This is a genomic window from Butyrivibrio sp. WCD3002 (assembly GCF_000424265.1).
Taxonomy (GTDB): domain Bacteria; phylum Bacillota; class Clostridia; order Lachnospirales; family Lachnospiraceae; genus Butyrivibrio.
On the sequence record NZ_AUJO01000016.1, the window covers coordinates 68651 to 95452 of the forward strand.

General features: G+C 37.3%; 29 protein-coding genes. 2 read left to right on the forward strand and 27 right to left on the reverse strand.

All coding sequences use genetic code 11. The annotated features are described in order from the left end of the window. Nucleotides 1-2 precede the first annotated feature (2 nt). From G608_RS0113545 to G608_RS0113565, 5 genes are all read right to left on the reverse strand, one after another. A complete protein-coding gene (locus G608_RS0113545; protein WP_026496498.1) occupies nucleotides 3-530 on the reverse strand; it encodes a hypothetical protein in 528 nt (175 codons plus the stop codon). Nucleotides 531-1146: 616 nt separating this feature from the next. Beyond that, nucleotides 1147-1956, reverse strand: coding sequence for a hypothetical protein (locus G608_RS0113550; protein WP_026496499.1), 810 nt, complete (start codon nucleotides 1954-1956; stop codon nucleotides 1147-1149). Next, nucleotides 1953-2501 carry a helix-turn-helix domain-containing protein gene (locus G608_RS0113555; protein ID WP_026496500.1) on the reverse strand — a complete coding sequence of 183 codons (549 nt, stop codon included), beginning with the start codon at nucleotides 2499-2501 and terminating at the stop codon, nucleotides 1953-1955. Before G608_RS0113555 ends, G608_RS0113550 begins: the two co-directional genes overlap by 4 nt. Nucleotides 2502-2570: 69 nt before the next feature. Further along, entirely contained in the window at nucleotides 2571-2924 is a 354-nt protein-coding gene (locus G608_RS0113560) for a hypothetical protein (protein ID WP_196810199.1), read from the reverse strand. Nucleotides 2925-2999: 75 nt separating this feature from the next. After that, nucleotides 3000-3719, reverse strand: a complete 720-nt coding sequence (locus tag G608_RS0113565) for a Uma2 family endonuclease (protein ID WP_026496502.1) — start codon at nucleotides 3717-3719, stop codon at nucleotides 3000-3002. 214 nt (nucleotides 3720-3933) lie between these two features. Between G608_RS0113565 and G608_RS0113570 the strand changes: the two genes are divergently transcribed. Then, complete coding sequence (locus tag G608_RS0113570; protein WP_026496503.1) at nucleotides 3934-4746, forward strand: hypothetical protein; 813 nt, start codon at nucleotides 3934-3936, stop codon at nucleotides 4744-4746. Further along, nucleotides 4733-5530 carry a hypothetical protein gene (locus G608_RS21200; RefSeq protein ID WP_035795657.1) on the forward strand — a complete coding sequence of 266 codons (798 nt, stop codon included), beginning with the start codon at nucleotides 4733-4735 and terminating at the stop codon, nucleotides 5528-5530. The genes G608_RS0113570 and G608_RS21200 overlap by 14 nt, the downstream gene beginning before the upstream one ends. A gap of 56 nt (nucleotides 5531-5586) precedes the next feature. Here G608_RS21200 and G608_RS0113580 read toward each other — a convergent pair whose 3' ends face one another. The 22 genes from G608_RS0113580 to G608_RS0113680 form a co-directional block, all read right to left on the reverse strand. Next, the gene (locus tag G608_RS0113580) at nucleotides 5587-6576 is read right to left on the reverse strand and encodes a LacI family DNA-binding transcriptional regulator (protein WP_026496504.1); all 990 of its coding nucleotides are present in this window, start codon (nucleotides 6574-6576) and stop codon (nucleotides 5587-5589) included. Between the two features lie 13 nt (nucleotides 6577-6589). Next, complete coding sequence (locus G608_RS22575) at nucleotides 6590-7591, reverse strand: SH3 domain-containing protein (RefSeq protein WP_051209338.1); 1002 nt, start codon at nucleotides 7589-7591, stop codon at nucleotides 6590-6592. A 59-nt stretch (nucleotides 7592-7650) separates the two neighbouring features. Continuing rightward, nucleotides 7651-8208 (reverse strand): VanZ family protein, encoded by a 558-nt coding sequence (locus G608_RS0113590; RefSeq protein WP_207637696.1) that lies wholly within the window; start codon nucleotides 8206-8208, stop codon nucleotides 7651-7653. A 40-nt stretch (nucleotides 8209-8248) separates the two neighbouring features. Next, nucleotides 8249-9799, reverse strand: coding sequence for an FxLYD domain-containing protein (locus tag G608_RS0113595; protein ID WP_026496506.1), 1551 nt, complete (start codon nucleotides 9797-9799; stop codon nucleotides 8249-8251). Between the two features lie 175 nt (nucleotides 9800-9974). Next, nucleotides 9975-10649 carry an HAD hydrolase-like protein gene (locus G608_RS0113600; protein ID WP_026496507.1) on the reverse strand — a complete coding sequence of 225 codons (675 nt, stop codon included), beginning with the start codon at nucleotides 10647-10649 and terminating at the stop codon, nucleotides 9975-9977. 23 nt (nucleotides 10650-10672) lie between these two features. Beyond that, nucleotides 10673-11347, reverse strand: a complete 675-nt coding sequence (locus G608_RS0113605) for a hypothetical protein (RefSeq protein ID WP_026496508.1) — start codon at nucleotides 11345-11347, stop codon at nucleotides 10673-10675. A 4-nt stretch (nucleotides 11348-11351) separates the two neighbouring features. Beyond that, a complete protein-coding gene (gene sfsA / locus G608_RS0113610; protein ID WP_026496509.1) occupies nucleotides 11352-12032 on the reverse strand; it encodes a DNA/RNA nuclease SfsA in 681 nt (226 codons plus the stop codon). 13 nt (nucleotides 12033-12045) lie between these two features. Continuing rightward, nucleotides 12046-12210, reverse strand: coding sequence for a hypothetical protein (locus G608_RS23605; RefSeq protein WP_196810201.1), 165 nt, complete (start codon nucleotides 12208-12210; stop codon nucleotides 12046-12048). Between the two features lie 8 nt (nucleotides 12211-12218). Next, the gene (locus tag G608_RS0113615) at nucleotides 12219-14348 is read right to left on the reverse strand and encodes a DUF7309 domain-containing protein (RefSeq protein ID WP_026496510.1); all 2130 of its coding nucleotides are present in this window, start codon (nucleotides 14346-14348) and stop codon (nucleotides 12219-12221) included. A gap of 118 nt (nucleotides 14349-14466) precedes the next feature. Next, the gene (locus tag G608_RS0113620) at nucleotides 14467-15243 is read right to left on the reverse strand and encodes a recombinase family protein (RefSeq protein ID WP_026496511.1); all 777 of its coding nucleotides are present in this window, start codon (nucleotides 15241-15243) and stop codon (nucleotides 14467-14469) included. Nucleotides 15244-15246: 3 nt separating this feature from the next. Next, nucleotides 15247-16113: a CtkA family protein gene (locus tag G608_RS0113625; protein WP_035795660.1), complete on the reverse strand. Its 867-nt coding sequence runs from the start codon at nucleotides 16111-16113 to the stop codon at nucleotides 15247-15249. 168 nt (nucleotides 16114-16281) lie between these two features. Further along, complete coding sequence (locus tag G608_RS23285) at nucleotides 16282-16458, reverse strand: hypothetical protein (protein ID WP_155833297.1); 177 nt, start codon at nucleotides 16456-16458, stop codon at nucleotides 16282-16284. Nucleotides 16459-16531: 73 nt separating this feature from the next. Then, on the reverse strand, nucleotides 16532-17302 hold the full coding sequence (locus G608_RS0113635) for a Fic family protein (protein ID WP_026496513.1): 771 nt from the start codon (nucleotides 17300-17302) through the stop codon (nucleotides 16532-16534). A 282-nt stretch (nucleotides 17303-17584) separates the two neighbouring features. Next, a complete protein-coding gene (locus G608_RS0113640; RefSeq protein WP_026496514.1) occupies nucleotides 17585-18271 on the reverse strand; it encodes a DarT1-associated NADAR antitoxin family protein in 687 nt (228 codons plus the stop codon). Nucleotides 18272-18439: 168 nt separating this feature from the next. Then, on the reverse strand, nucleotides 18440-19108 hold the full coding sequence (locus tag G608_RS22580; RefSeq protein WP_155833298.1) for a DUF1919 domain-containing protein: 669 nt from the start codon (nucleotides 19106-19108) through the stop codon (nucleotides 18440-18442). 13 nt (nucleotides 19109-19121) lie between these two features. Next, on the reverse strand, nucleotides 19122-20009 hold the full coding sequence (locus G608_RS0113650) for an ATP-grasp fold amidoligase family protein (RefSeq protein WP_051209341.1): 888 nt from the start codon (nucleotides 20007-20009) through the stop codon (nucleotides 19122-19124). A gap of 33 nt (nucleotides 20010-20042) precedes the next feature. Next, the gene (locus G608_RS0113655) at nucleotides 20043-20936 is read right to left on the reverse strand and encodes a glycosyltransferase family A protein (protein ID WP_196810204.1); all 894 of its coding nucleotides are present in this window, start codon (nucleotides 20934-20936) and stop codon (nucleotides 20043-20045) included. After that, complete coding sequence (locus G608_RS0113660; RefSeq protein ID WP_026496517.1) at nucleotides 20911-22353, reverse strand: lipopolysaccharide biosynthesis protein; 1443 nt, start codon at nucleotides 22351-22353, stop codon at nucleotides 20911-20913. The genes G608_RS0113655 and G608_RS0113660 overlap by 26 nt, the downstream gene beginning before the upstream one ends. A 37-nt stretch (nucleotides 22354-22390) precedes the next feature. Continuing rightward, nucleotides 22391-23596 carry a hypothetical protein gene (locus G608_RS0113665; RefSeq protein WP_026496518.1) on the reverse strand — a complete coding sequence of 402 codons (1206 nt, stop codon included), beginning with the start codon at nucleotides 23594-23596 and terminating at the stop codon, nucleotides 22391-22393. A 22-nt stretch (nucleotides 23597-23618) separates the two neighbouring features. Continuing rightward, nucleotides 23619-24788: a glycosyltransferase family 4 protein gene (locus G608_RS0113670; protein WP_026496519.1), complete on the reverse strand. Its 1170-nt coding sequence runs from the start codon at nucleotides 24786-24788 to the stop codon at nucleotides 23619-23621. A gap of 40 nt (nucleotides 24789-24828) precedes the next feature. Next, on the reverse strand, nucleotides 24829-25833 hold the full coding sequence (locus tag G608_RS0113675) for a stealth family protein (RefSeq protein ID WP_026496520.1): 1005 nt from the start codon (nucleotides 25831-25833) through the stop codon (nucleotides 24829-24831). Between the two features lie 55 nt (nucleotides 25834-25888). After that, entirely contained in the window at nucleotides 25889-26800 is a 912-nt protein-coding gene (locus G608_RS0113680) for a glycosyltransferase family 2 protein (protein ID WP_026496521.1), read from the reverse strand. Between the last annotated feature and the right edge of the window lie 2 nt (nucleotides 26801-26802).

The window sequence follows — 26802 nt, forward strand, 5'->3', positions numbered from 1 at the left end:
CATTAGTTTTCTATAATTATTGTTCCACCTACATGAACCTGCGTAAGCTCATTTTGGTCATCATCTACTAGATGATAATCAATCGTACACGTATAAGTACCGGCATCTAAAACCTTATCAAGCTTAAAATTTGTAAGCTTCGCTCCGAGCTCAATAACAGGAGACGAATAAACAACTTCATTTGTATCATTGAGCTTAACCTCTATATATACAGGAGTTTCATTACTTGCGATATTCTCTACAAATGCATCTGCGGTTTCTGAACTGCCATCCGGGAAATGCCATTCAGAATTCTGTGATACTGTATAGGATTGAGGAATATTTGTCGGTTCCACGGTTGTAAGTTCTTCAACAACCTCTTCAACATTCTCAGCCGTTACAACCGATTTTTTGTTTCCTTCTGGTACCTCAGTTTCATTTACACTTTTCTTTCCTGATACCAAAACAATCACAATTGCAATTCCAATAGCCGCAACACCAATGATGCATCCAATAATAATGCCTTTACTTATGCTCTTTTCTCCGCCCACTTTTCTTCTCCTTAATTTTTGTTCATACCAAAAACTATATTTAAGCTCAAGGCGATGGTCCTCTCGGTTCCATCTCTTTCTTTCCTATGTTGCAACTATGTGTCCTCTTAACCCACATAGGCATCACCCCATTTCTTTGCACTTTCGCAATTACCGGTTCGAGATACATCTCGTACATTTTCGTTTCAAGATATATATCGACATACTCTAAACCTTATTTAATAGCGAAAGAATTCTTTTTTCTTCGAGGCTAATGCTGAAATAATCTATCAGAACGACACATAGCACTCCATCTGCATGTAGAATACTACAATCACATTTAAAATGCCATTAAACAAATCTGATTAAATTATAATCAATTTATAAACTGTACTCAAAGCCGCATAAATCAAGGAGTTTTGAATTTTTATTTATGTTTTATTAGACTTGTAAGGTACGATATAACGTCATGTTGTCTTTTTTTCATTATGATTTATTCATAATTACAATAATTTTTACTGGTAAAAATCCAAAATTCGATAATAAAATAAAAAAAGCTCACATAAAATGTGAGCTTTATGATATCAATTTCTTCTCTAACCAATACTATTGATAACATAGTAACAATATACTATTATCACACAAACAAGTATTTATATCTTCTCATCTGTTCAAATATCACATCTCTTACTCTGTCAATTATCACTTTATCATAACCATATATATTATTCAGTATTTCATCCACATCCTTTTTGTTAAATGAAAATGAGATGGTTGTTCCGTATAGTTTTTCTGCAAGTTTGAGCTGTTCATCGAAATCCTGACATATGGTCTTTGACTGAACCTTATCCATAAGCTCATAAACATTTTCTGTAATCGGATAATCCATAGTTATATCAGCAAGTAGTCCTGCACCCTGATCAAAAAAAGGAGAAAGCCTATATTCTCCGTTGTCTCGCATAATCACAGCGATATTATGAGTATGTCTGTCTTCATTTAAGAAAAAAGCATCTATCGTTAGAAGCTTCGCCATATACACGCCAAAGTCTTTAATTCCTGTGATATCCTGAATTTTTGAAGCTATAAAATTTAGACGTTCCTCATGATCAGGAGTAGCGTAGATAATGTTATTCAAACCAATACCATATGTATTCTGATACAGCCGCTCAAGAGTTATTAGCTGTTCCCCTTTATTCAGAAAATCTTTACTCGAAACCCCGTTAAAAATCTGAGAATTATATTTTATCTGCTCCTGATTATATAAAACAAACTCAGAATCCTTAAGAGAACTCTTCATAAGAAAATGCGACACCACATACTCCACAAGACCCTCGTATCCGGTATAATCTGCCTTATACCAGATTCCATCCTTTTCCCATTTCAGCTGATTCCCCTTTGAAGATTTTCTATTAAATTCTTTCTTATCTCTATCAAACAGCTCTATCATCTTTCAATCCTTATCCAAAAGTCATCCTCTGCCATACGTCCACCTGTTTTTTCTATTATTAAAAGCGGATCGTAGAACGGTATCCCCAAATCCTTTAGAACAAGCTTCATCTTGTCACGTTCTTCAGGGAAGCATCTGGAGCGAAGGAAATCCTCATATTCAGAAAATGATGGATGTTCATTCCTGCCAAATGCACGAAAAATAAGATTATCAGTGTAGTTCTTAATCTTAACTCTCATATTAATAATATCTACATCAATAATTGTGCATACAGTATCCCTATGGTAATACCACAATCTCATCGGGTACTTTTTCTCCGGAAGCGCAAGCTCCTTGGCAATATCGGGATGAAGAAGTACTATCTGTGCAAGCAGAGTAATAGGACCCGTCACCTCTTTATCAGACATCTCCCAGCGTTCAACTGTAGGCTTTGAAACATTGCAAAAAAGAGCAAACTCTTTCTGTGTCATCCCCAGTTTTGCTCTTACTGCTTTTATGTCCTCTGCTTTTATGTAGTTAGGCGTCACATAATTATTTTTATTCATAACTGAAATATACCATTATTTTGATGGTAAGTAAATATATTATTACAATCATTTTGATGGTATGTCATCTCATCTTTTCGCTATCTCATGCCACACAGCATGAGTCCTGTCCATAAAATTGAAGCTGACCTTTATTGGCCTGAAAGTTTCAATTGAATAGGTAGTTGTGTAGTACTCGGTAATTTTGTCCACATAGGCATAGACACCGTAGGAAGGCGTGAGAAGTTTCTCGTCCACTTCGAACATCACTGCCGCATAATCTGATACTATGCCCCTAAGAAATTCGTATGCCTGCCTTGGGGAATAATCATTGATATTAAGGAAGCAAAACCCAACACTTGCGGTCTTATATTCCCTTGTGTGATCTTCTTCATTCACAAGAACCTTTCCCGCAAGCAGCTGCTCATATTCTTCTTTTGACATAAAACGGTATAATGTCATTATTTCCCTCATTGCCTCTAATATATACAGTACCAATAAATCTTTTGTCTGTTCTTCTTATAATAAGAAGCTTATATCCTCTATAATCTGTTTGAAGTCGACCTTGCATTTTCCATCATAAATAGCTATCGGCACTTCGTCTTCAAATCCATATATCGAGACGTCATAGTCATGCAAAAAATCATACACTATGATCTTTTGTTTATCCGGATCAACTATCCAGTATTCCTTTACTCCGGCATTTTCATATTTCGTCATCTTAAGAGTCATATCCTTCTTCTTAGTTGATTTCGACAATACTTCAACTATGAAGTCAGGAGCACCATAAACCTTCTGCTTAACAACCTTATCCCGGTCGCATATGATCATCACATCCGGCTGCAGCATGGTCTTATTATCCTTATCAAGCTGCACATCGCATGGAGCTGCTAAAGGAATGCATTTGCCCTTTTTAGACCTGATGTGATTTTTTATCTGAGTAAAAATATCCAAGGCAATTATCTGGTGTGAGGTATACGGAGCACTCATATCATAGAACACGCCATCTATGAGCTCCACACGCTGATCATCCGGCAGGGCGTAATAATCTTCTATAGTAAACTCCCCTGTAGCACCAAGAACCTTCTCCAGCGCACTGATGGTGTCATACCTTGGAGACTTCGTAATTTTCCCAAGGACCTTCTGAACTGTGCCAACCGGCACTCCCGACCTCTGAGCTATCTGCTCGTAGGTCAGCCCAAGCTCTTCTTTTCGCCTAATCATCTGATCTATAGTCATATGCTTTACTCCTTCATAGATCCATTAATCCATATTCTCATATCCATTATATAATATCGCCAGTCACAAAACAACCATATTAAGATATCCATTAATGGATATTTATTCGATTCTGTATTTTATTTGACGCGCGTCAAATAAGCTTCTATAATGTAATTAAGAAAGTATTTATATTTGACGCACGTCAAATATATCGCGCAAACGGAGTGAAACAATGAAAACTGCAATCATCCACAAAAAACAAGATCTCACCTACCTTAAATGGTCACATATACGAAGCTCCAGTGGCACGGCGGGGACCTTTCTAAAATCCCAGTCTTCTCTTGGTGGAGCAAAGATTTATTATAAACTCTCCAATTTTGATTCAGAAAAGGGTGTCATTGGCCATGAATGCGTTAACGAGATAATTGTTGACCGCCTGCTTTCTATATTAGGTGTCGACCATTTGAGCTACAACCTGATCAACGCGGATATAGAAATAGAGGGAAGAACTTTCAATACGTATTTATGTGCTTCCGAAGACTTCAAGAACAGAGGTGAGAGCAAAATAGCCCTGGATGATTACTTCAGAACCAACGCTATGCCTGGAGAATCACATTATGAATTCTGCGCAAGAAACGGTTTTAAAGACTACATTGATGAGATGATTGCGATAGATTTTATCATACTCAACAGAGACCGGCACGGGGCAAACATTGAGATTTTGCGAAACACTAGAAATCACACTCTTCGAATTGCTCCGCTGTTTGATCACGGGCTCTCTCTTCTCTATTCATGTGGTTCAGAGGAGGCTGCTGCCGCCTTCGATATAATGGAAGACAAACGTTGCCAGAATTTCATTGGATCAGGATCCTGCCTTGAAAACCTAAACCTTATCAAAGACCGCGATTATGTATTCAAAAATCGTCTTACAGAATCTGATAAAGCTTATATTTTTGACGGTCTGGACGGAATATTATCAGATGTTTTTATAGACAAAATCTGGTCAATGATATATGAAAGGTACTTAATCTATGAAAATCTATGAAATTATAGATGAAGAAATCAATATTTCAATCGGCGTTCTCCTTTACTATGAAAAAGAAAGAACTTTTATAATAGAGCTTCAGGAAAAACTGGACGAATGGACAGCGCCTTTATTGCTCACAAGCTTTATAAAAAAGGGTGTGTATACAATCCCCAGGGATATCAGCCTTCTATGGGTAAAGGAACGCATTATTCCTAGTGGGCGACAGAATATAGGAAGCATCCTTAACACGCATCGCCTTAAAGAATACGACGAGATGAAATTTCTTGAATTATCAGATGGCCGTTGTTCTCAGGACAGTCTGTATATAAAAAAGCTGGATGAATTACCGGAATATGTGATAAGCAGACAAAAAGCAAATCTTACAGAATGTACCGTACTAGGCGATCACACACTTTTATGCTTTTTCAGTGACGACAGCACAAGGAAAATCGATATGAAAAAAATCAGCAATTTCGCTGATTTAGATAAAATTCTTAATAATCCGACTCTTTTTTCATCCTGTAAAGTTGGAACCGGAGGGTATTTTCTTACGTTTAATAATTCTATCGATATCCCTGCTTATATATTACGCGAAACAGGAACAATAATACCGCTTACACTTGATGATTTTTTCACCTTTGCAAAAAAGAACCTCCTTGATACCGCGCAGTGCTGTGATATCCTGGAATGTTCAAGACAAAATATATCCTATATGGTAAAGCTTGGTCAGCTCTCGCCTATAAAAGAAAACACAAAGGGAAACCTATACTCATATGGCGAAGTGTTGCGAAATCAGTGGTGACTATCAAGAACGGGGCTTGGTTATACGCATAACCAAGCCCCGCAGTTCTACAAATCTCAGCAAATAATATCCTCATACTTCATTCTCACCAGGGTGTGAGGAAGACGGACCTTCCTGCCCTTTGAGCCTGTAAGGAGGCGGGCAAGTTCGCGGACAGCCTCTGCTGCCACGTTGTTGAAATTCTGCTTTACTGTGTTCATCTGCTTTCCAACATAGCCCATTAGAATAATGCCATCGAAACCGCAAACAGGTCTGAAAATATCCATATCCATCAAGGCCTTCATGGCACCGATTGCCATAAGATCCGAGCCGCATACCACGATATCCTTGTTTTTACCGTAGCGAAGTGTCAGGTTACGGGCCTTGAGCTCTGAAAAGTCTCCGTTCCTTATAAAAAGCTTAAGCTTTCTCTTTTTACAAAGATCCTCCATAGCTCGTATTTTCTCTTCTGTAACATAGCTGTTTCGCATTCCGGCGATATAAAGGATGCGCTTGCAGTAGTTCTCTTTTATTGTTTTTTCTGCAACATCAATCTGTGCCTGATAATGATCAATACCAACCACAGATGTACTCTCATTTGTAGTAGCACCGTCAACCACAGCTATCTTAAAATACTGTGAATCAATGAGCTGATGCAAAACCTTGTCATCATTGTTCATTCCAAAGATCACAATACCGCTGATGTTCTGGGATGCAAAATATCTGATCATCTCTTCAAGATTCATCTTGGCGATCATTGAATAGAATACTGTGATACAGTCAAGCTGCTTTTCCTGGGCCATTCCAAGGGCACCGGAGATATACTGCATATCGATTTCATCGATTGCCTGTGTTTTCATGTTTAATTTAAGGAGAAGTGCGATTCTGCCGGAACGTTTGGATGAAAGAGCTGCTGCCACCTGATTGGGCACAAAATTAAGACGCTCAACAGCGTCATTAACCTTTCGTCTTGTCTCTTCGCTTACATTTGGATAATTATTCAGAACCTTTGAAACTGTTGAAATGGCAACCCCTGCCTCTTTCGCCACATCCTTGATAGAAACCATTACTTCATGCCTCTCAAACGGATATTTTGCTCATATAATAGGCATACAGATTTCTATAAGTGTCGTAATCATAGTGCAGCCCATCATTTGTGCTAAATCCATTATTCTGCAAAAATGTGTATCCGTCAAGATAACATACTCTGCTGTCGAGGCCGCTCTGAAGCTTAGAATTGAATGCCTCAATATCAGCATTGGTAATGGTAGGATAATCACTCACGGGAAGAACGGCAGCATAGTAGACAGTTGCCCCCTTTGATACCCATGAATCAATCTTGGAATTAACCTTCTTAATATACTTATCTACATTATGCAGATCGTTTACGCCAAAATTAATTATGATAGCTGTTCCGCTTCCGGCATTTGCATCAATTGAAGGGATTGCAGTGTTCACAAAGAAATCATAGCCCTCGCCTACCTGTGCAACCCATACGCTGCCACTTTTTCCTACAGCCTGATTCATCTGAACTGTTCTTGAATCGCCTGCGAAAACAAAATTTGATACCACCGGAACAACCTTCTCCTGCAAATAATCGCTCTTGATATACCTTGCTTCGCCATCATAAAGGACCTGATACCAGCCGTTGTCAGTCTCGCCAAGTGCAGAAACGCTGACGCCTCTGTTTAAAACTGCAACCTTGTCATAGTCTGTTCCGGCACCTGTTCTGACATTAACTCTGTCACTTGTATAAAGCGTTTTCTCAGATTCAAAAACACTGATGCTGTAATCCGGAATCACAATATCTTCTTCGGGAGTATTATTAATAGAAACAAGACCTTCCTCAGCCTCTTCGTCATCGTTTGCTTTCGCCATAACGACAGCCTTACTCACATCATAAGACTTTTCTTCATCGACAGCTTCGATCTCCAAAGCCTCAGCAACAACCGGTGTCTGCGCCGTAGTGGCAGGTCTTAGTAAAGAAGCACATATTAAAATAAGCATAACAATAGCCGATGCCGCAAGCATCGTCAATTCGAATGAAGTAACATTCTTTTGTCTTATCGAAATATGGCTCATAAATAACCTCGGAGTCTATAAAACAGAAGGGAGCGCACTGCTCCCCACAAATCCGAATGTTAACCCATTTTTACAGATTTGTCAAATTTATTACAAATCCAGTGAATAAATAAAAGCATCACCCATATGGTATAACCTATGGCACTTCCAATGGTGTTTGTGACCACATCATCGAGCTCCGCAAACCCAAGGCCAAAGGAATACTGGATCACCTCGATACAAAGCGAAACCAGAATGCACGCAGGAATACATATATGCGGCTTCCTGAATGCCTTAAAAGCTGAGGGCATGAGAATTCCCATCGGAATAAACAGCAGTATGTTTTCTATAAAAAATGCCTTGGTCGTAACAGAGTGTCCCCAGGTGGACCACAGCTGTGTATTCACACCGGAAAAGCTATCAGGCTCCCTGCTCATAAGCACAATATAAACGAAGGCCGTCATATATATAAGAAGCATGAAAACCGCCACCGCGTGATCGGTACCAAGTCTTCTCTCTTTTTTTAAAAGCTTACAAAAAAGGGAATACAGCAAATAGACCGCCCCATAGATTAGGGCGATCACAATGCCGACTCCGGCGTATCTTGTAACATTACCTATATCGTCAAGGATGCGCATAAAAACATCCTTATTTTCGTTTAAAAAATCCAAAATCATATCATTTAACTACAGTATCCCTTGCATAAATTATGCACTGCACAATATTAGAGCGCTGCTCTCTTGTAAGAACATAGCTTACGCCAAAGCTCTTGGTTGCTCCCGAATAAAAATCCGTAATGGAGTCGCGGCAGGCTGCTATGGCATTACCGCGCCTATCAAGTGCAATAACTGTAACAGGGATAAAATCTATATTTTTCTCCGTCTCATTAGTAACATTCGCGGACAATGTAAAATAGCCCTTATTGTTACTTCCATATACTATTCTGTCAATATCATGATCAACCTTGGGATCATCCGCACATTTCTGGATATCAAGGCGTGGCATGATGAAATACTCATTTACCTTATATAATGAAAGCCCGGGGTACTGCGGCTTCTCAGGCGCAGCATCCTCTTCTGCTTCATCTGCAGCTTCAGATGTGATACCTTCAAGTACTGTTCCTGGTTCGGCATCTTCCAATGCGCTCTCATCACTTGCTGATGTATCTGAGTCAGCTGCATTAGCATCTGTTGTATTTGCATCAGTTGCAGACTCTGATGCATCCGACTTATTGTCTGATTTTTCAGTGTCAGATGAACTGTCCGATTTTTCTGCTGCCTTATTATCGCCATTTTCGCTGGAAGATTCTGCTGCATCTGCATCCTTGGAAGCATCTGCTGCCGCCAGGAAAATCTGAGGTCTGACATCCACAGATGATACTCCGCTTTCAGACGCTCCTGCTTTTATTGAAGCTATTGTATTTGTTTTTCCTGATTCCAGCCTTGCATCATCAAGCTTGGTTCCGCTGGATTCGCTAGAAGAATCGGATGAACCGTCATCTTCTGTAATGCTGGTACCGGGTCCTGAATTCTCGCTGCTTTCTTCGATATCGCCGTTATCAACATCTCTTATTCCCAGCGCTTTTTCAAGCTCGTCTATATCAACAGCATTTACATCTTCGCCATTATCTATGGCGCCTTCAATAGTATCGCCGCTCTCTACATCAAGAACCTCTCCCGAAAGATCGCCCTCCTCGATTGTGACGCTGTCTTCCCTTGTCTTTATCTGGCCATAGGGCACATAGAAAAATCCCTTTTCGCCCGGAGCAATAACATCAGGCACTGCCCTGACATAATCATAGGAATCTACTACATTAAGCGTTCTGTCTTCAATATCAAAAACAGAATTGCTTCCAAGGTAAAGATTGCCGGACCCGATATTTTCCACAGTTACAACTGCATGAAAGCCCGAGTACGTACCATCATCCTCATAAACAAAGTTAGTGCCGGTTATGCGATAATCTATGTTCTCTGCTGCTGTACCACCGGCCGAAACTGCATTTGAGCCTGTTTCACCATTTATGTTTTCATCGGTTCCGTATCTGAAAATCCAGTTACCATCACTGTCATAATAGGCAGAGTTATCAAGCTCCTCTTCCTCGGCCGTTTCACTTTCAACTGTCTCGACGATGGGCTTGGGATTATACTTGTTATACATATAATAAGCACCGAAAATAAATCCACAAACCAGCGTTATTATCAGTGCAAAAGATGTAATTGCGTATTTCATGACACTCCCCTCAGACACAGATTAGTGGTTAAAAACCACTTTATACATAAAATGGTAGCAAACATCAACATTTATAGCAATGCAAAACACATTTTATTCATATATATATCGGCACATTTTGCCGATTTTTGAACCCCTCTGTCGCTGCTGTCAGTATAACTAAGTTAGTTGGCCTTTAGTTATGCAAAAATGCATAGAGCTCATCCATACTGCTAACGATGGCAAGGGCTCCGTCTTTTATCATCTGTTCCTTATCGCCAAAGCCCCAGGCTACGCAAATAGTAGGGATTCCGCATTCAGCTGCGCCAAGTACGTCGTATGAGGTATCTCCTATCATAACTGTATTGTGCTCCTCAATAGTTACTGAATCCGTGCTGTCCTTGGCAGTTTCAATTTTCTTTTGAAGATATTTTATGACATCTTCCTTGGTCTCACGACTGCCATCCATGGTCGATCCTGCAACCTCATCAAAATACTTTGTCATATCAAAATGATCGAGCACTTCAAGGGATGTCTTTTCTGGCTTTGAAGTAGCCACATAAAGCTTAAAGCCTTCACTCTTTAGCTTCTGTAAAAGCTCTGTCATTCCGGGATAAGGGCTATTCTCAAACTTTCCGACAGTGTTATAGCGCTCTCTGTAAACTGCTATTGCCCTTTCTTTTTCACTTTCCGGAATGCCGCCTCTTACAAGACTGCTCCCAAGTGGCGGTCCGATAAAGGTCTGAAGAAGGCTCTGCTCCGGCTGCTTATATCCCATTTTTTCAAAGGCATAGTGAAAACACTTAAAGATGCCCTCCGATGAATCCGTAAGTGTTCCGTCTAAATCAAATAGTAAGTTTTTATATTTCATATAATCCTCTGTCTGAACAGATTTCAATTCATAAAATTCAAGAAATCATTAAGGTCAAAATCCTTGCCGGTTCTGTCTTTATAGATTTCCTCAAAGGTTCTGTTCTGGTCCTCGGGATCAAAATCCACATCCTTGGCATGGGATTTCATTGGATCATCATCCTCTAAAAACTCGTACGCCATGTTGTGTATGATCCACTCATAAACCATGTCGTCAGCTGTTCTGAAGGACTCCATGTCCCTGCCATGAACAGGCTTTTCGTCAATCAAAGCCTTACAAATAATAATCATATCACTTTCATTATTTATCTTGTAGGAGTTTATGATCTTCCAGTTATCCGTGATGTATTCTGCACTGTACTGCTCGCCATCATACATAAAAGTATAATTCGCGCCGCTTCCATCAACATCGGTAAGCTTTATATCTGCAGTGGACTTAAGGAGACCGGGCTTTGTCGAGGCTGTAGCTGCAGAAGACCGGGATGAATCTGCCTCGGTAGTTATTGATTCTGATGTAACCGACTCATTTATTTGGGCAGTATCCTCTGTTCGCTTATTCGCTTCTGTTTTTTCCTCATCAACGCTTTCACCCTGAATCTGCGTCCATAACTCTGCGCTTTCATCCTGCTTCTTGCTTCCGCAACCAGTAAAAAGCGCAACTGCTAATATCGCTGTTATATATACTAATCTTTTTTTCATATCTTTAATCGCTACCGCGATACCCCACAATCTCCTTCACAATCTCAAGACTATCCTCCGTGACCTTGCACAGATAAAAAATCACCTTCACTCCTGCTGCCCTGGCTTCTGCAAAGGCAGCTGCAAAATCAGGATCTGTGGCATCATTAGGCTTCACCTCAGTTATGCCCTCACCCTGAATAACAAAAGCAACTGCAGTCTCATAACCCTCTGAAACAGCACCTGCAAGCTCCCTGAGGTGCTTTGCACCGCGCTCTGTGGGAGCATCAGGAAAATAGCCTACGCCATCAACAAAAAGCGTACAGCCCTTAACTTCCATAAGGTGCTTTTCATCACCTTTTTCCATATAAAAATCAATTCTCGAATCACCGAATTTATATTCAGGTTTTACAAGACTATACTCACCCTTACCAAGCAGCCACTCCCTTACAACAGCATTAGGTGCCTGAGAATCAATGTTGATTATGCGTCCATCCTTTTCTACTGCCACAAGATCATAGGGAGTTTTTCTCTCAGGATTTGACGCCTTTTCCAAGAATACCCTGCAGCCCGGAATTAGAAGCTCTCTGCATCTTCCGGTATTTTTCACATGAACTGTGACCTCTTTTCCATCAAGCATAACCTTAGCTATGAATCTGTTTGGCCGGGATATGAATTTCGCCTCAGAAATTGCATTATATTGCATTTAAAATTCTCCGTTACTGATAATACTCCTCCGGAATCTTCATAGGTGCTATGCATAGATCCCTGTCAGTTCTATCCCAGATCTTCCGAACAGTATCCGTCATTTTCCTGGCGTCGCAGACATATACAAGCGCATCACCAAGCTTTGAATATGTCGTTTTGTGTAACCGGCATAGCATCCCCTGCACTAAAACTTTTTAATCACTTTCTCCATAGCTTTTAACGGACATAGTACTAGCTGAATCCCAAAGTTACTGGTCAGCCACTTCACATCGAGCATACCTTTTTCAACGAGAGATATTACTGTATCTGATGAAAAAGGACAATCCTCCGGAAATTCACAGTCATCGCTTTTTGTAAGTCGCATGCATGTCTTTAGCAGTTTCTTCTCATCCGCATTAAGGAAGCTTACCATCTCATTTGGCTTTCGTATTATCCTGTCAGTAATTATGTCGACCAGAACTTCTTTTTTTGCTCCACTGTTCACCAAAAGCCCCAGCTCCCCGACCATATACTCAAGAGTCTGCTTTTTGCACATGGAGACTACATCTCTGGTGCGCTGCGCCCATTCAGAGGTAATGATTATATCTAACTCTTCAAGAGTATCCTCATCAAACTGCCCCTCACCAAATGCATCCAAAACTCTCTGTATTTTCTGCTTCTGAGAAGATAGTTTTTCTTCCTCCGGAACAAGGCCGTAAAAATCTCCATTCATAAGGTTCTCAGATATCTTGCTCTTAGCATATTCCATGAAATCTGCTTCTGATCTGGACGCAGCTTCCAACGCTTCATCCATATCTATCCCAAGGAAATTCATCATTTCCGCGATTTCCCTGTCTGTTTCCGGATCGTCTACATATTCATAAAAATCTGAGACTATTGGCGTATCACCTAATGTAATCTCTATTCCGCACACCTTGCATACATCTGCTATCATGTTTGAAATCATGATATCTTTTACAACTATCGACTTCGGTTTTCCATGTGATAAAATAGCATTTGCCAGAAGGTTACAAGCTTCCTCTTCTTTTATCATGGACGGCTCTATCATCATACGGGCAATTATGATTTCATTTTTTCTGGAAGCAATAAGAACAGTGGGCATAAAAAGCGGTTTTGAGAATTCTTCATCCTGAACTATTCCTCCGCTAATCTGCATATCCAGTTCCCATGTATCGTTATTCTTTTTTGCTTTCTTCAACTTGGTTGTATTGCTATCAACTACCATCTGTGGAGCCACAAATAGTTTTTCCTTCTCAGGTAGCTTCTTTATTCCAAACTCGAAATCTCCACCCTTTGACTCATATGAAAAAATAGTAAAATTGTCTCTGATCTCATTTATATTTTCCTTGCATCTATCGAGAATCTCCAGCAAAAGAGTCAAAAATTCTGTACATATTCTTACTTCTTTTCCATCAAGTATATATGGTGCAAACCCGGGAGAATACTTATCAAAATAGATATAAGATTTCTTTCCCCGAAACTTAAGTCCAAGCTTCTTGATCAGTTCTTCATGTCCGGGAGACAAATCCTCCTTATCTCCAATCCACATATTTATGCTATTTTGCCCAAGTATTACATGCGAATCTTCTATTCCATAATGGTCCGTTAATACCATTCTTCTCATTTGGCTATAGCCTTCATCTCCAAGATATAGAGAAAATCCGTATTCCATTCCGCCATTACCCATGATAATGAATTCACCAAAAACCTCATCATCAAAACGGATTTCCACAACATCTGAGTTCATCATATAAGTCCAGGGTTTCTTCTTTTTAAACTCAAAAGCAAGTTTGTAAAGCTTCTCCCATTCCTCTTTGGTCGCCTCTTCTCTTGTTCCTGCCGGATAATCTGCCGTTTCATCACTGTCTATTATCTCGAAATACTCATCATAAAAACTGTCATCAGCATATTCATCATCCCAGTCTTCATCCGGATACTGCTCCACTTCTCCAGAGCTTTCTATGACTTTCGCAGGAATGAAGCCCTTTTCATCGATAGCATCTTCTACCGTTATAAGGAATGTCCAATCATCGCCATAATCATAGTTCAGCCTGAAAACTGAACCTTTCCTTATTCCTGTTGAATAAAGCTTCACATTAGTTTTCTTGCCACTTCCAAATTCCGACTTCATTCTCTCATAAACAACGCCATCTATTTCAAAATCATAAAGATGATCGTAATCAAAACTAACAGAATTAAGTATGGCAATACAAAGGTCATCCAGAGTGGACGTTCCGCCAATTTCTATTTTTCTCATCACCCCATGGGTATAATACGCCCCGCCAACAAGCTCTATTTTCAAAATGTATTTCATTACATGTCTCCTCTATTATCTAACCAGTTCTTTGTATACCTCTTTAAGACTATCCCTTGGAACCACTTTGCCCTTTACCGCCTTTTCGTAAGATCTAATCCACAAAGGGCTATAATCATCATAGTTCCTTAAATCTTCTATACATAGTAGCTCTACTTACACCCAATTCAGCAATAGCCTCATCTTCCGTTATTAGTCCCTCTTTTAGCTTTCTACTGACTTCGTAAATCTTTGGACGAGATATTTTCTTTTTCTTTCTTCCTCTATAAAGCCCCTTCTTTTTAGCTTCTGCAACACCCTCTCTCAACCTTGAATTCCTGTATTCCGACTCATTTTTATACATATTAAAAAGCAGACTATAAAATGCCATGCGATTGGAATCATTTATCTCTGCACCCTCTATCAGAATATCATCACCCTGACAAATATGAATAAGCAAATCATGACTCATGTTTTTGGCCCTGCAAGCATTATTACTAACACTATATTCCACCTTCTTTTTCTCATCAGATGCTTCAAATCGGCGGACATAAAGCCTGTCTCCACTATAATGTGTATCTGTCCTTATAAGCCATTCAAGCTGATTGAGATAGTCCATACCAACTTCGTCTAATAATTCCCACAGATTTTCCCTATTTTTTGATGGAGTTCTTTCACTTATAAAAGTCGGAACTAGATTTTTTCTGGTATAACACTTTTTTCTCTTATCTAGATCAATTCCCGGAATACCTTGAAACAGATCCGCCCCCAGCAGATCAATCACATTATAATAGGGCATAAAATCATATTGAAAATCACCATTCTGATACTCAGTATATACTATCTTCGCAATTTTATATTCAATATGGTAATTATCCTGAAGAACAATTAAACCTGTTGTTTCAATACTATCCATGTACTACCTCATTTTTCTGAGCGATGATTCAATTATCAGCTCATATCGTGACCTTATCATATGTTTATAGAATTCTTTATGTATTGAAGAAATATACTTTATATCATCGATCATCTCAAACATGGCATCAAAATTGGATTTAATTCTATCTGCAACAGAAATCAATGCCTTATTGCATTCCGGGTATTCCAGGCTACTAATAATCTCGTAGTATGAACTCTTTCTTCCATGATGTTTTATCTGTGAAGTAGGAAAAGAGTACACTCTCTTCCGTGTTTCCTCCTCAGAGCCAATTATTACATGCATCAAATTTTCATCAATCATCTGCGGAAAAAGACAGGAGCCATTATCAAAAACCGGGGCCAGAGAATATTTGTTATTTCTTTTTATAAAGCCCCAATTACCACCATGACGATCAAAGTTTCCAAGCAGAGCATCCATAATATACATTTCCCAGAACAGATCGATAGTCTCACTGATATTTGTCAACTTTGAATTATCCAATAGCATTTGCATAATATCATCATAATCATATTGATATAGCTCTTTATCCCGATCCAAAGTACTCTCTCCAACATCATTAAATGGAACAAACTGCTCGTCAGCTCTTATAAAATTCTTACACGCCACCACACTTTCGCTACCATATGTGCCCAAAAAGGTTTCCTGAACAGAGAAATCCGCAATTTCAAAAATGTGGCATCCTATATATTCTGAAAGATGATTATATCGCATTCCAAAAGGTGTTTTCTTCTGAAATTTGAGCATATATTCTTCATCATCTATTACAATTCCTATTTTTTTCTCAGACCCTCCATAATAGGTTCCTGATCTCGGAAAGTTTGTAAAATCCATATCTTTTAGTCTCATTTTAACTTATCTTTTTATTTTGATACTATCACAAATATAGCCCGTCTACAAGCCATGTATCATATTTCATTATCATGTTTATTGCGACATTGTTCTCGCAAATTCATGGAACTGTCACCTATCTGCCAATACCACTTAAACAATTGAACCTGCATTCTGTAGAGTTTTTCAAATAAGTTGTTTCCTCTCATAGCTGCAGTGAAACCAGGCTGCTGCCTGATAGCCATCTGCACCGCCCTCAATCTCTCCGATTGATTTAAGCGAGCAATGGATTGTAACGATATCATCGTGCTTGATATTTGCTTTTTCAAGAAATTCAAATATGTCGTTTTGTGTAACCGGCATGGCTACTCCTTACCTTAAACAATAGGGTGAGTTATTCGTAAACAAACACCTCACCCTTGAATGTTCTATCACCTTATATACAAATAAACTCCTCCCCCTTCGGGTTAGTCCTTGTCCAAGTCTTCACCATTTGTTCCTTTAAATAGGCAACAAACCCATCTATCTTGTCGGTATGATCAAAGACTTCCAATGCCATATAATAGGTTTCCTTATCCTCATCAAAAAGGATTATCGGCGGCACATCATTAATCATAAGTATGTAATTAAGAAGCGTCCTGCCGACCCTGCCGTTGCCATCTGCAAAAGCGTGTATCCTCTCAAAGCTGCAGTGAAACCACGCTGCTGCCTTCAGAACCTTCTCAGCATTATCAAACTGATACCCATTAAGTTCATCACAAATAAATCGAACTTCTTCTGGCACATCCTCCGGCATAACTCCAACAGAAAGCCCTACGCCATAATAATTCTTCTTATAGGTTCCCGGGCGTTCTCCCTTTTGCCATCTGCTCTCATCATAGCAGCCATGGCATAGGATTTCCTGCACATTTAAAATAAGGTTCTCTGATACCTTCTCTCTTACAAGAATCTTATCTTTCAGAAAAACATAACAAGCTCTCTGATTCTCAGCTTCAAAAAGTGCTCTCAGATCTCCCGTATATCCAACAACCTTACCATTCTCAAATATCTCTCTTGTCTGATGAATTGACACTCCCGCGCCTTCAATCTTATTGGAATTATATGCAAACAAAACCCTGAAATCACCCAGGAGCACATCAAGGTCTGCTTCAGTTTTTATGCTGTTTTCTTTCCATTTAGATAAAATATCTGAGTATTTTATTGGCATTGTTTTTTCCTTTTGATTTGCTTGAAAAATGAATCTGTTATGCTAATATATACATGTAAAAGGTGCTGCCGATAGACGGTTGGCTCCGTTAATAGTTCAATCAAAAAAGACCGAACACTTGGAGTCGTGGCGGTCTTTTTTGATGCTTACTTTTTTGATTCTTTGTAAATACTGATGATCGTTACGATGATACTGATAATCGTAACAACAATACTCACAAGAGTAATCGCAATTTCTATCACCAAGTATGCTCCCGTCAAGATTTCTCATACGCATCCCTTTTCAAAAAAATGTCATTTGAGTATAATTGGGATTTTCTTTTGATTCTGTATAAACAATCTGCTTAAAACACTCTTTACTTTCTAATGCTAATGCAATCTTTCCTTGCCTATATAAAGATACATAAATTGCGGCAGCCTCTGCTTGGCAGTTAAGTGATTTTTTGGGATTAAATTCTATATCAGTAAAAGCATCATATTGAATAATCTTCTCTGCTAATTGATGTTGTTCAGGCAACGCATTTATGTAGAGCCAATTATAAAAAAGAGTTTTAGGCTCCTTATCAAAGATTTCTCCACAATAATCGAAACTTGTAATATTTCCGCTACTTCGTAGTCTTTCATCTTTTTTGACATCAATTGATGATTTCATCAACAAATCTCTATATGGACCGCCCTTTTCAAATACTTTGCTTCCTTGAAACGCCGATTCTACTGAACACACATTATCATTAGGTAACTTAATTTTCAAATTAAACGCACTTGCTTGTATTCCCAAATCATTATCAGATTTGCTCGATATTTCCAATATTTCGCTCTTTATGAATGCTTTTCTATACTCTTCATGAAGACTTCGGATGCTTTTTCTTTTCTGCTCAGCACTAAATCCATTATAATAAGTAAATTCCATATCTATCTTTTCGATATAATTGTCGTCCATTTTCACAATAAACACTGGTCTTTTAGCCATTTGATGCCCTCATTATTCCATAAATAAGGTATATTGCGTTTATTTAGTTCACTCCTTGGCAAGATTTCATACTCAAAAATACTGAAAAGATTCTCGGCTCTTGTAAAATGAAAAAGACGCTTTATATTTCTTTTCTTAATAATCTCTTCCAACATTGCTATTCCAACCCTACACACAATTAATTAACTCCGAAATATCTATGAAGTCTTCAAAATATCTCTTATATGATTTGGGTTTATATGCCGTAAGAATTGGATGAACAATCTTACGATCATCAAGCCTCCAAAAGTCGCCATCTAAGTGAACGCAGTTTTTCATATCATAATTCCCATAAGTGAAGCATATAACTTTATATTGAGAGATATCACAAATACGTTTTACCAGTTCTTCATTTTCATGCATATTCCATGAATTTGCTATTATCAAAACCTTATTAAGATTAACTCTCTTCTTTCTTCGTTCCCATGCCAAAATAGCCTCATCGCAATTAGCATAATGCATACAGCAGATTTCTATATCATCTACTATAATTTTAGGATACGAAATACTCGGATCAATTGGATCAATATATTTTTCGCAAAGTGCAACGGGTGTAACGCTTAAATAGTGAGGAAGATTTTCCACCAACTTCACAAAATTCTCATCTTCAATGAACATATTAATTGTGGGACTTGAAAACTCTGTTCCTATATAATTATAAATAATCCCTCCAATGCAATTTTGTGAAATGATAGACACATCTGTCTGATTAATCTTTCTTCTAATATTTGCTTTATGAAATTCAACCATTACAGAACGAATATTATTCCAAATACCTTTTAACACTCTCGCCAGCACTATCCCCTCACCTCTATATCCCCGCCTTTAAATCCCACTGATTTCCAAGTATTCTATCAAATTCTTCAGGAACAAAATGACAAAACCCTCCATTTGTAGTAAATGTCATTTCTCCAAAAAAAATATTTCCTTTAATATTATACAAATCAATCCTTACATGTGAAAAACCTTTTGAAAGCCTTTCTGCGATTTCTACCATTTTTTCGTAATTTTCAGGTTTGGGCAATTGAGTTGTTATTGGCTTATAATCTGCCCTATGATAGGGCATCAAATTATAAGCTCTGTCAAAGAATCCAAGCTTCCCTTCCTTATGATTAAAAGTGTAATCCATCATGGTGTATGAACAAAAAACCTTTCCATCAAAACAGAAGAATTTGTAATCCGGTAAGTCATTAATGCCTTCGGAAATCATATATTTTTCTATATAAATCCTGGGTTCTATGTATTTATACTGCTGTTCCAACGAAATAACGGAACTATCATATTTCAACCATTGGTTAACAGTTTTCTTTATATAATCATAGTCTTCCTTGGTTTTATCCTTAACAATATAATTAAATCCACATCCATGATTTGTTTTAATCACAAATTGATTTGGTAGCTTATCAAATTCAATTTCATCAGCTGATTTATAAACCGAACCAATAATAGGAATCAAATACTCTGATCCTACTGTACTCCCTACATATTCTCTGACACTTATCTTATCCGCATATTCCGAAAGTCTTTTATTATCACGATACAACTTAGCCCACTGTGTTTTTTCGGTGAATGTACATGGATTTTTCAAATTACATCGCTTACCAAAAGCTATATTATACTGATGTTTTAACAAAGAAGGGTACAAAAACCCCGGCATATATTTTTTTATCAGATATTTTGCCCCCGAGTATCGAATCATAATTATTTTTTCCTTACGAATAATCCTTGAAAGTCATCTACAATTGTCAGCATATTCTTGCTTTAATATGTGATCCAGTTCCTTACATAACGAAATCATGTTGTAAAAATCCTTCCAAAATAATTTTTCTCCCTTATCGTTTATATCCGACAAAGTCCCTTCCTTATGTGCCCCAGGTATCGTAGTTATTGGTAAATTACAACTATTATGCACAGGAACAACTAAAACTCCATTTATAACAGCTATAAGCCAAAACCATATATCATCATTAGTTTTACAATACTTGAAAAATATTTCTTCATTCAAATAATCTTTTCTATATGTTCCTATGGGATACAAAACCCCTCCGCATCCGGTCAATTTATTCAAGCCGGACGGAAACGGCCACGTATCATATCCCCCCGGAATAATGTCGTACTTATCGTTATTGACAACAAATTTCGTTATTCTATGTGCACAAATACAATTTGGATATCTTTCATGCTGAATAATTAACTGTTCCAACCATCTTTTATCGTAACAAACATCATCATCAGCTGTAACAATTACATCTGTCTCAAATTCTAAAAGCGACGGGATAAGCTTTTTATATGAATAAATATTTTCACACCACCGTACCTCTACTCCATACTTAAATAAATCTCTTATGTTTTGCGATAATGCTTCTTCACCTTTAGGAAATTCATCTCTTGCAAGCCATAAAACTATCTTTTTAGCAGTATACGACTGAACAATCAAAGACCTTAGTGTTTCATGTACATAATTAATTCTTCCAGGATAGGAAGTCAAAGAAACTATGACATCCACATTCCTAGATCCGTACTGCCTTTTTCCACCTAACTGAAATATCTTCCATCTAAGCAAAAACAGTCCATATCTTTTTTTTGATCTATATAAATAATTAACTCTGGCAACTATTTTTTTCATTTTTGAATAATTCACGAACAACATCCTTAAAATGTAAATACGCCTCCAGCTTCAGCAAATCAGCCATTATAAAATAGGCTGTCACAATAAATATAATTTGTAAGCCTGTGCTAATTATAAGATTCACTTTAAAATAAGGAAAAACAAGACTGGCTCCGCCGACAAAAACAGCCAAAATCATGCACGGAAGAATATCTTTTAACTGATCAAAATATTTATACTTAATTAGTTTTTTACTGGGGTAGCTATTTATTACCTGATCAAAAAAATTATTGACTAAATATCCATATGCAATGGCCTTCATTCCTCTAGGGACCAGAATAATTAAAAAGGCAATTCCTATCATCTTTTTTAGTATCTCAATATTTAGTAAAAGGTCTGTTCTTCCAACTGCTTTGATCACATTCAGATTAGCAGTATGAATAGGCTGCATCATATATATTATGCAAAAAATGCGTAAGTATAACACGCATGGCAGCCATTTTGGAGTAAGTACCAACTCAACGAGATTATTTGCTGCAAAAAAAAGCGTCATCATCATCGGCGACATTATAAAATTACTTATAAGTATTGCCTTTCTTGTCAGTTCTCGCAGCTTATCAGAATCATCCTGGTCTTTTGACATTGCAGAAAACAATACATTATCTATGGATGTATTCACATTTCTTACTATTATGTTAGGAAGACTCCTTCCTCGATTATAATGCGCGAGATCACTGGGTGAATAAAATTTACCTATTATTAACTGTCGTATATTCCCATAAATATTATCAATAAGATTCGAAAATAATAATTTCCATCCTACTGAAATAAGCCCCTTCAACCTATTAAGTGAAAATTGCAATCCCGGCTTCCATACACCAATAATCCACACTACGATAGTATCAATTAAAGCATTGCTCAAATACTGAGCTATAAGTGCCCAACCACCAAATCCATTAAGTGCAAGCAAAATTCCGACTATAGCTGATATAACTGTACCTATCAAAGTAGAAAAAAAGAACTTTTTAAACAGCATTTGCCTTGCAATAGCTGCCTGTTGGATATTTTTCACAGCAGAGATTACTACAACTATCCCTGCCACTCTTATCATGTTTATTAAGTCATTATTATGATAAAAGCCGGCAATATAAGGTGCCGATAAAAAAACAGCAACATAGACAACTACGCAAAATATAATGTTAAAGAAAAATGCTGATGAAAAGTCCAAATCATCTGCATCCTTTTTTTGAATCAGTGCATTTCCCAATCCGCCATCAACAAACACCTGCAAAATAGACAAAAAAGCAGTAAGCAAGGCAACGGTACCGAATGTTTCCGGAGCAAGTATTCTTGCAAGAATAATAGTAACCAATAATTCAATTAATTGTGCTCCGATTCTCTCAAAAAATCGCCAAAGAATGTTTTTTACTATCATCCATCACACTCATCATTTTTAGTACATAACATCACAGTCACATTCTAAAAACAATTTTCCTGTTCTCTCTTTTTTGTTCATTCAAATATGCATTATCCGAATAAATCACTTGCGCTAATGCCAGTAAAAAAATGTTATGCGTCAGCTGTACAAATCCCGCTTCCATGATTCCATATATTGAATAAATAAATAGAATGACGGTCAGTAGCTTATTATTTGCACTTTTTTTCATGAGAATATAATATCCGGTCAAAAAACAAATCAGAACAATAATTCCAAATCTCAACCATAAATTCGCATATCCATTGTCAAAATACATTCCCCTTCTAATCTGAATCATTCCATTCATCACTGCTCCAATAGAGAACTTTTTACCTAGAAGAGAATTCCCTACTCGCTTATATACTTTATGCGTCCAAAAGAATCTGTTTGATATTATTCGGTCAATAATACTCAACAAAGGAACTGTACGTACATCAATATATGTCAGGCCGACACTTAGTACACCTATTATTACACTTCCTATTCTTAACATGACACCAACATAAGCAATATATTTATCCTTACGCTTTTCCAATCTCTTAATGATTATTGTCATAATAATGAATGCTACGGCACATACTGTTGCTGTTTGAGAATCAGTTACCGAATGCATCCAATAACCTACTATACATACTACAGAAAAATGAAAAATTCCGAAGTTTTCCCAATATGTATAGCTAAAACACAAAATCCATTGAAATATTCTAAGCGCCAACTGATTTGGATGAGAAAATCCAAATGAATGTCGTATCATTCCATGTCGATACACAATTGTTTCTGTAATAATTCCCACCTTGTACATTGTCAAGACTAACAGAATTCCTAAGGTGAGCACCCAAAAAGCTATTTTTGTCATGTTTTTTAAATGGCAATTCTTGGAAGCCATTATAAAAAGCCATGCTGCGGCCAAATATTGAGCCCCGCTATTATAGGTTGCCAACAAAACAATAACCGTTATTCCGGTTATTATGAATATATCTCTCTTTGTATATTTTTGGAGAAAAAACACTTGAAATATAAGCATAAATGTAACTATATAAGTTACTCGCTCCTCGTAGTACGACAAGGGTATATCATTAATTGTCTCCAACGTTGATTTGAATATAAGCTCGCCACCAAACCACATTATAAACGCAATGTCATACCACAAATTTTGTGGCATGCTGATGTTCGAATATGATTTTAAGTTTTTCCCCCACATAAACATATCCTCTATCGCAAGATTACTTTTTTAAACGTTTATACTCAGCTTCAATTAAAGTCAAATAATTATTTCCCGCCCCTTCTTCAGAAAAGGCTTTTTTACTCTCTGCAATATTTTTCAATATTACATTTTTCTCTTCACTTTTCATTGAAAAGCATTTATCTAGACAATCAGTAAGTTCAATAACTTCATTGGTTCTAACTAAAAAACCGTTATATCCATCAACAATAACTCCATCTATTCCCTCGCCTTTACTTCCAATAGGAATGCAATCATTTATCATTGCTTCAACATACGTCAATCCAAAGCATTCATTCTCACTAACCATAACAAAGAAGTCATTCCTTGACATGGCTGACAATATTTTTTCACGTTCCACACTTCCTGCAAAAAAATAATCAGACTCATCTAGTCTCTGTCCTGCCAGTTCCCTAAGGCTTTGCATCTCAGTGCCATCTCCATAGATTTCAAATCGGAAATCATATTTTTCTTTAAGTAAACTTAATGCTTCGATTACAACTTCCACATGTTTTTGAGGAATCAATTTTCCGGCATACATAATTGAAATTCTATCTGAAGATTTTTGCCCTGTTGAATCTGCTTTTTTACCTCCCGAATAAATTAACTCATGCTTAAGTCCTTCCAACTGCTGCTCATCAAAAAAATCCCTAATATCTTTACTTCTGGCAAAAAATGCATCAAACGTCTGCCTGACTTTCTTTGATTCTGATTTATTTCTGCTCCAGTATCTTCTATCAGTTGAATGTAATACTGCAATTTTAGGGATATCACAAAACACTTCTGCGACTGCATTAACAACTGTAATCGGAATATGTGTAACTATCATATCCGGCTTAAAACTATTGTCGGCTGTAAACTTATTTATATATTTTATTACTCTATTCTTTTCATATCTGCTCAATCTGGATCCTTGCTTAAAAGGACGCATTACTTCTATAAGGCCAACTCTTACTCCATCAATTTCGTATTTATATCCTTTTCTGAAATTACGCTCTTCGCTACTGATATATCTCCCAATTCTTCTTAATGTCTCAAAGTAAACATCAACAACAAGTACATTATGTTTCTTTACCCACTCCCTTACCAGGTAATGTATAGAACTGGTATCATGATACAATTTAGGTCTGCCTTCTATGTAATACAGCGGAGTTATCACAAGAATATTCATCGCTCCGATCTCCTGATAATGAAATATAAAAACAATCGCTTTATATTTCGAAACTACTTTTATTTGGTAATAATGTTTCTAATTGTCCATTAACTCTAGACTTACACTTACTAAAAAAATCTAATGACATATCTCCATCATTTATGCATATAACTTTTCCTTTTGAATCGCGCATATATCTTATGCATTCTGAAAGTGCTATTTCATCTGATATATAAAAGCTTTTACCAAACGAAAACTTTCTAGGATAAAAGTTTCCTGACGCAATCTGCCAATTTCTCATAGTCCAATGAGAATAATCAAGTTTAGTTCTATATCTGTTATGACAGGTTCCAAGCAGTTCGTCGCCCTCTTTCTCCCATACAGTATCAAATGTTGATTTTAGATATGAATATGGTAAATGAATCTGCTTTATTTCCGGGAACGCCTTACACGGAAGAAGATATAATGTATTCAACATTTGTTTTCCATAGCATGGTGAAAACCATTTTTTCCAGTTGCCCATAATTGATTTTTTCATATCAAAGTATTTATTTATGATCCCTGTAGCTTGCAGACTTGAATATACGCTCATCTTCGTAGGTGAAATCGAATGAATATTTAAGCAAGCTGAATCGCATGGCAATCCATTAAAAAAGAAATCCGATGGCTCAGTTTTCTTTATCAAAAACATGTCGTCATTAAAAAGCACAAAATGATTTGACAATTCTTCAATCCTATTCAACATCAGCTCAATAGGATTGCTATTAAAAGTAGGCAGGCATTCAGCCGGCATATACTCTTCATGTTTAACTACCTTCAACTTTGGATGACTCATATTAAGCCATTTGGGAATATGTCCATATGTAATGAAAAAAATCCTGTTCACCCAAGGCGCAAACTTTTCTACCCCTCGAAAAAAATACTGAAGATTGTCCCAATTCCTATAGCGTTTTTCACTTACATCATCTGTAGCTGAAGGGTTGTATTTTTTTCTGTCTTCGAGCCATTTTGAATCACTTTCATCAACCCACAAGATTACAAAATCTATTTTCTCAGAGTTCATTAGTCATTCTCGCTCCTCTCCCACGTAAACTCACATCCTTATTTTACTGCGAATATTACACCGTAGAAGCATCAATTCGTTCAATCGAAGGATTGAATCTAACCCCTTCAGCATATCCTTCTACTAGCGTTTTTAATTTATCTATTTTATGCTCTTTCTCTTTAACTAAAACCATAAGAAATGTATATACAAATTTTACCGCCAAATATAACCACCCTTTTATTCCCAAGTGCCTATAACAATGAACATCATTCCTATATAAATGTTTGTATCTGTATAGCCTGTCTGGAGTATCTTTTACTAGATTAGCCTTTCTATTAATTTTCATTGCATGTGTCACTTTACTTGATGGCACTACATATATCGAATATTTCTTCCCTACTCTACTGCAAAATTCGTAATCCTCGGTATAAATATAATATTCTGATATAGGAAGCCCCACTTCTTTCACAGCTTCTGCTCTAATAAACATAGAGGCTAAAGATACCATGCAAACTTTAACAAGTCGTTTGTTATAATCATCTTCTTTCATGAATTTGAACAGTGTTTTCTTTTGACGATTAGATTCGCATATGCTCCCATCTGTCCAATATGCCGCGCTTGAAAGGATTCCCCATTCGTCTCCCAATTCTCTAGCTGCCTTTAGTAATTCAGATAATGTATCAGTATGTGGAATTACATCGTCATCCATCACCCATACATATTTATAGCCAGTTTCAACCGCTTCCTTTATTCCCCTGGATGTCCCTGCAGCACATCCAAGATTTTCATGCATATTGAAATATTTAATACTATCATATGCGTATTTAGCTTTCAGCATTTCCTCCGTTCCATCACTACTACCATTATCAATGATAATAACATCACAGGATTCTCCTTCCTGCGAAAGAATACCTTTAATACAATTATCAACAAGTTCTTTTCTATTGTAAGTAACTACGACAGCACATACATCTCTACATTTCATAG

What these genes read in the sequence shown, in the direction of transcription:
- G608_RS0113600 (WP_026496507.1), bottom strand. Translation starts at nt 10,649, where the DNA reads ATGAAATATAAAAACTTACTATTTGATTTAGACGGAACACTTACGGAT.
- G608_RS0113670 (WP_026496519.1), bottom strand. Translation starts at nt 24,788, where the DNA reads ATGAATATTCTTGTGATAACTCCGCTGTATTACATAGAAGGCAGACCT.
- G608_RS0113555 (WP_026496500.1), bottom strand. Translation starts at nt 2,501, where the DNA reads ATGAATAAAAATAATTATGTGACGCCTAACTACATAAAAGCAGAGGAC.
- G608_RS0113565 (WP_026496502.1), bottom strand. Translation starts at nt 3,719, where the DNA reads ATGACTATAGATCAGATGATTAGGCGAAAAGAAGAGCTTGGGCTGACC.
- G608_RS0113605 (WP_026496508.1), bottom strand. Translation starts at nt 11,347, where the DNA reads ATGAAAAAAAGATTAGTATATATAACAGCGATATTAGCAGTTGCGCTT.
- G608_RS23605 (WP_196810201.1), bottom strand. Translation starts at nt 12,210, where the DNA reads ATGCTATGCCGGTTACACAAAACGACATATTCAAAGCTTGGTGATGCG.
- G608_RS0113660 (WP_026496517.1), bottom strand. Translation starts at nt 22,353, where the DNA reads ATGATAGTAAAAAACATTCTTTGGCGATTTTTTGAGAGAATCGGAGCA.
- G608_RS0113640 (WP_026496514.1), bottom strand. Translation starts at nt 18,271, where the DNA reads ATGGCTAAAAGACCAGTGTTTATTGTGAAAATGGACGACAATTATATC.
- G608_RS0113655 (WP_196810204.1), bottom strand. Translation starts at nt 20,936, where the DNA reads ATGAAAAAAATAGTTGCCAGAGTTAATTATTTATATAGATCAAAAAAA.
- G608_RS0113615 (WP_026496510.1), bottom strand. Translation starts at nt 14,348, where the DNA reads ATGAAATACATTTTGAAAATAGAGCTTGTTGGCGGGGCGTATTATACC.
- G608_RS0113625 (WP_035795660.1), bottom strand. Translation starts at nt 16,113, where the DNA reads ATGAGACTAAAAGATATGGATTTTACAAACTTTCCGAGATCAGGAACC.
- G608_RS0113570 (WP_026496503.1), top strand. Translation starts at nt 3,934, where the DNA reads ATGAAAACTGCAATCATCCACAAAAAACAAGATCTCACCTACCTTAAA.
- G608_RS0113675 (WP_026496520.1), bottom strand. Translation starts at nt 25,833, where the DNA reads ATGAACTCTGAGAAAATAGATTTTGTAATCTTGTGGGTTGATGAAAGT.
- G608_RS0113560 (WP_196810199.1), bottom strand. Translation starts at nt 2,924, where the DNA reads ATGTCAAAAGAAGAATATGAGCAGCTGCTTGCGGGAAAGGTTCTTGTG.
- G608_RS22575 (WP_051209338.1), bottom strand. Translation starts at nt 7,591, where the DNA reads ATGAGCCATATTTCGATAAGACAAAAGAATGTTACTTCATTCGAATTG.
- G608_RS0113620 (WP_026496511.1), bottom strand. Translation starts at nt 15,243, where the DNA reads ATGGATAGTATTGAAACAACAGGTTTAATTGTTCTTCAGGATAATTAC.
- sfsA (WP_026496509.1), bottom strand. Translation starts at nt 12,032, where the DNA reads ATGCAATATAATGCAATTTCTGAGGCGAAATTCATATCCCGGCCAAAC.
- G608_RS0113550 (WP_026496499.1), bottom strand. Translation starts at nt 1,956, where the DNA reads ATGATAGAGCTGTTTGATAGAGATAAGAAAGAATTTAATAGAAAATCT.
- G608_RS0113580 (WP_026496504.1), bottom strand. Translation starts at nt 6,576, where the DNA reads ATGGTTTCTATCAAGGATGTGGCGAAAGAGGCAGGGGTTGCCATTTCA.
- G608_RS0113680 (WP_026496521.1), bottom strand. Translation starts at nt 26,800, where the DNA reads ATGAAATGTAGAGATGTATGTGCTGTCGTAGTTACTTACAATAGAAAA.
- G608_RS0113665 (WP_026496518.1), bottom strand. Translation starts at nt 23,596, where the DNA reads ATGTGGGGGAAAAACTTAAAATCATATTCGAACATCAGCATGCCACAA.
- G608_RS0113595 (WP_026496506.1), bottom strand. Translation starts at nt 9,799, where the DNA reads ATGAAATACGCAATTACATCTTTTGCACTGATAATAACGCTGGTTTGT.
- G608_RS21200 (WP_035795657.1), top strand. Translation starts at nt 4,733, where the DNA reads ATGAAAATCTATGAAATTATAGATGAAGAAATCAATATTTCAATCGGC.
- G608_RS0113635 (WP_026496513.1), bottom strand. Translation starts at nt 17,302, where the DNA reads ATGCCAATAAAATACTCAGATATTTTATCTAAATGGAAAGAAAACAGC.
- G608_RS23285 (WP_155833297.1), bottom strand. Translation starts at nt 16,458, where the DNA reads ATGCCGGTTACACAAAACGACATATTTGAATTTCTTGAAAAAGCAAAT.
- G608_RS0113590 (WP_207637696.1), bottom strand. Translation starts at nt 8,208, where the DNA reads ATGCGCATCCTTGACGATATAGGTAATGTTACAAGATACGCCGGAGTC.
- G608_RS0113650 (WP_051209341.1), bottom strand. Translation starts at nt 20,009, where the DNA reads ATGATTCGATACTCGGGGGCAAAATATCTGATAAAAAAATATATGCCG.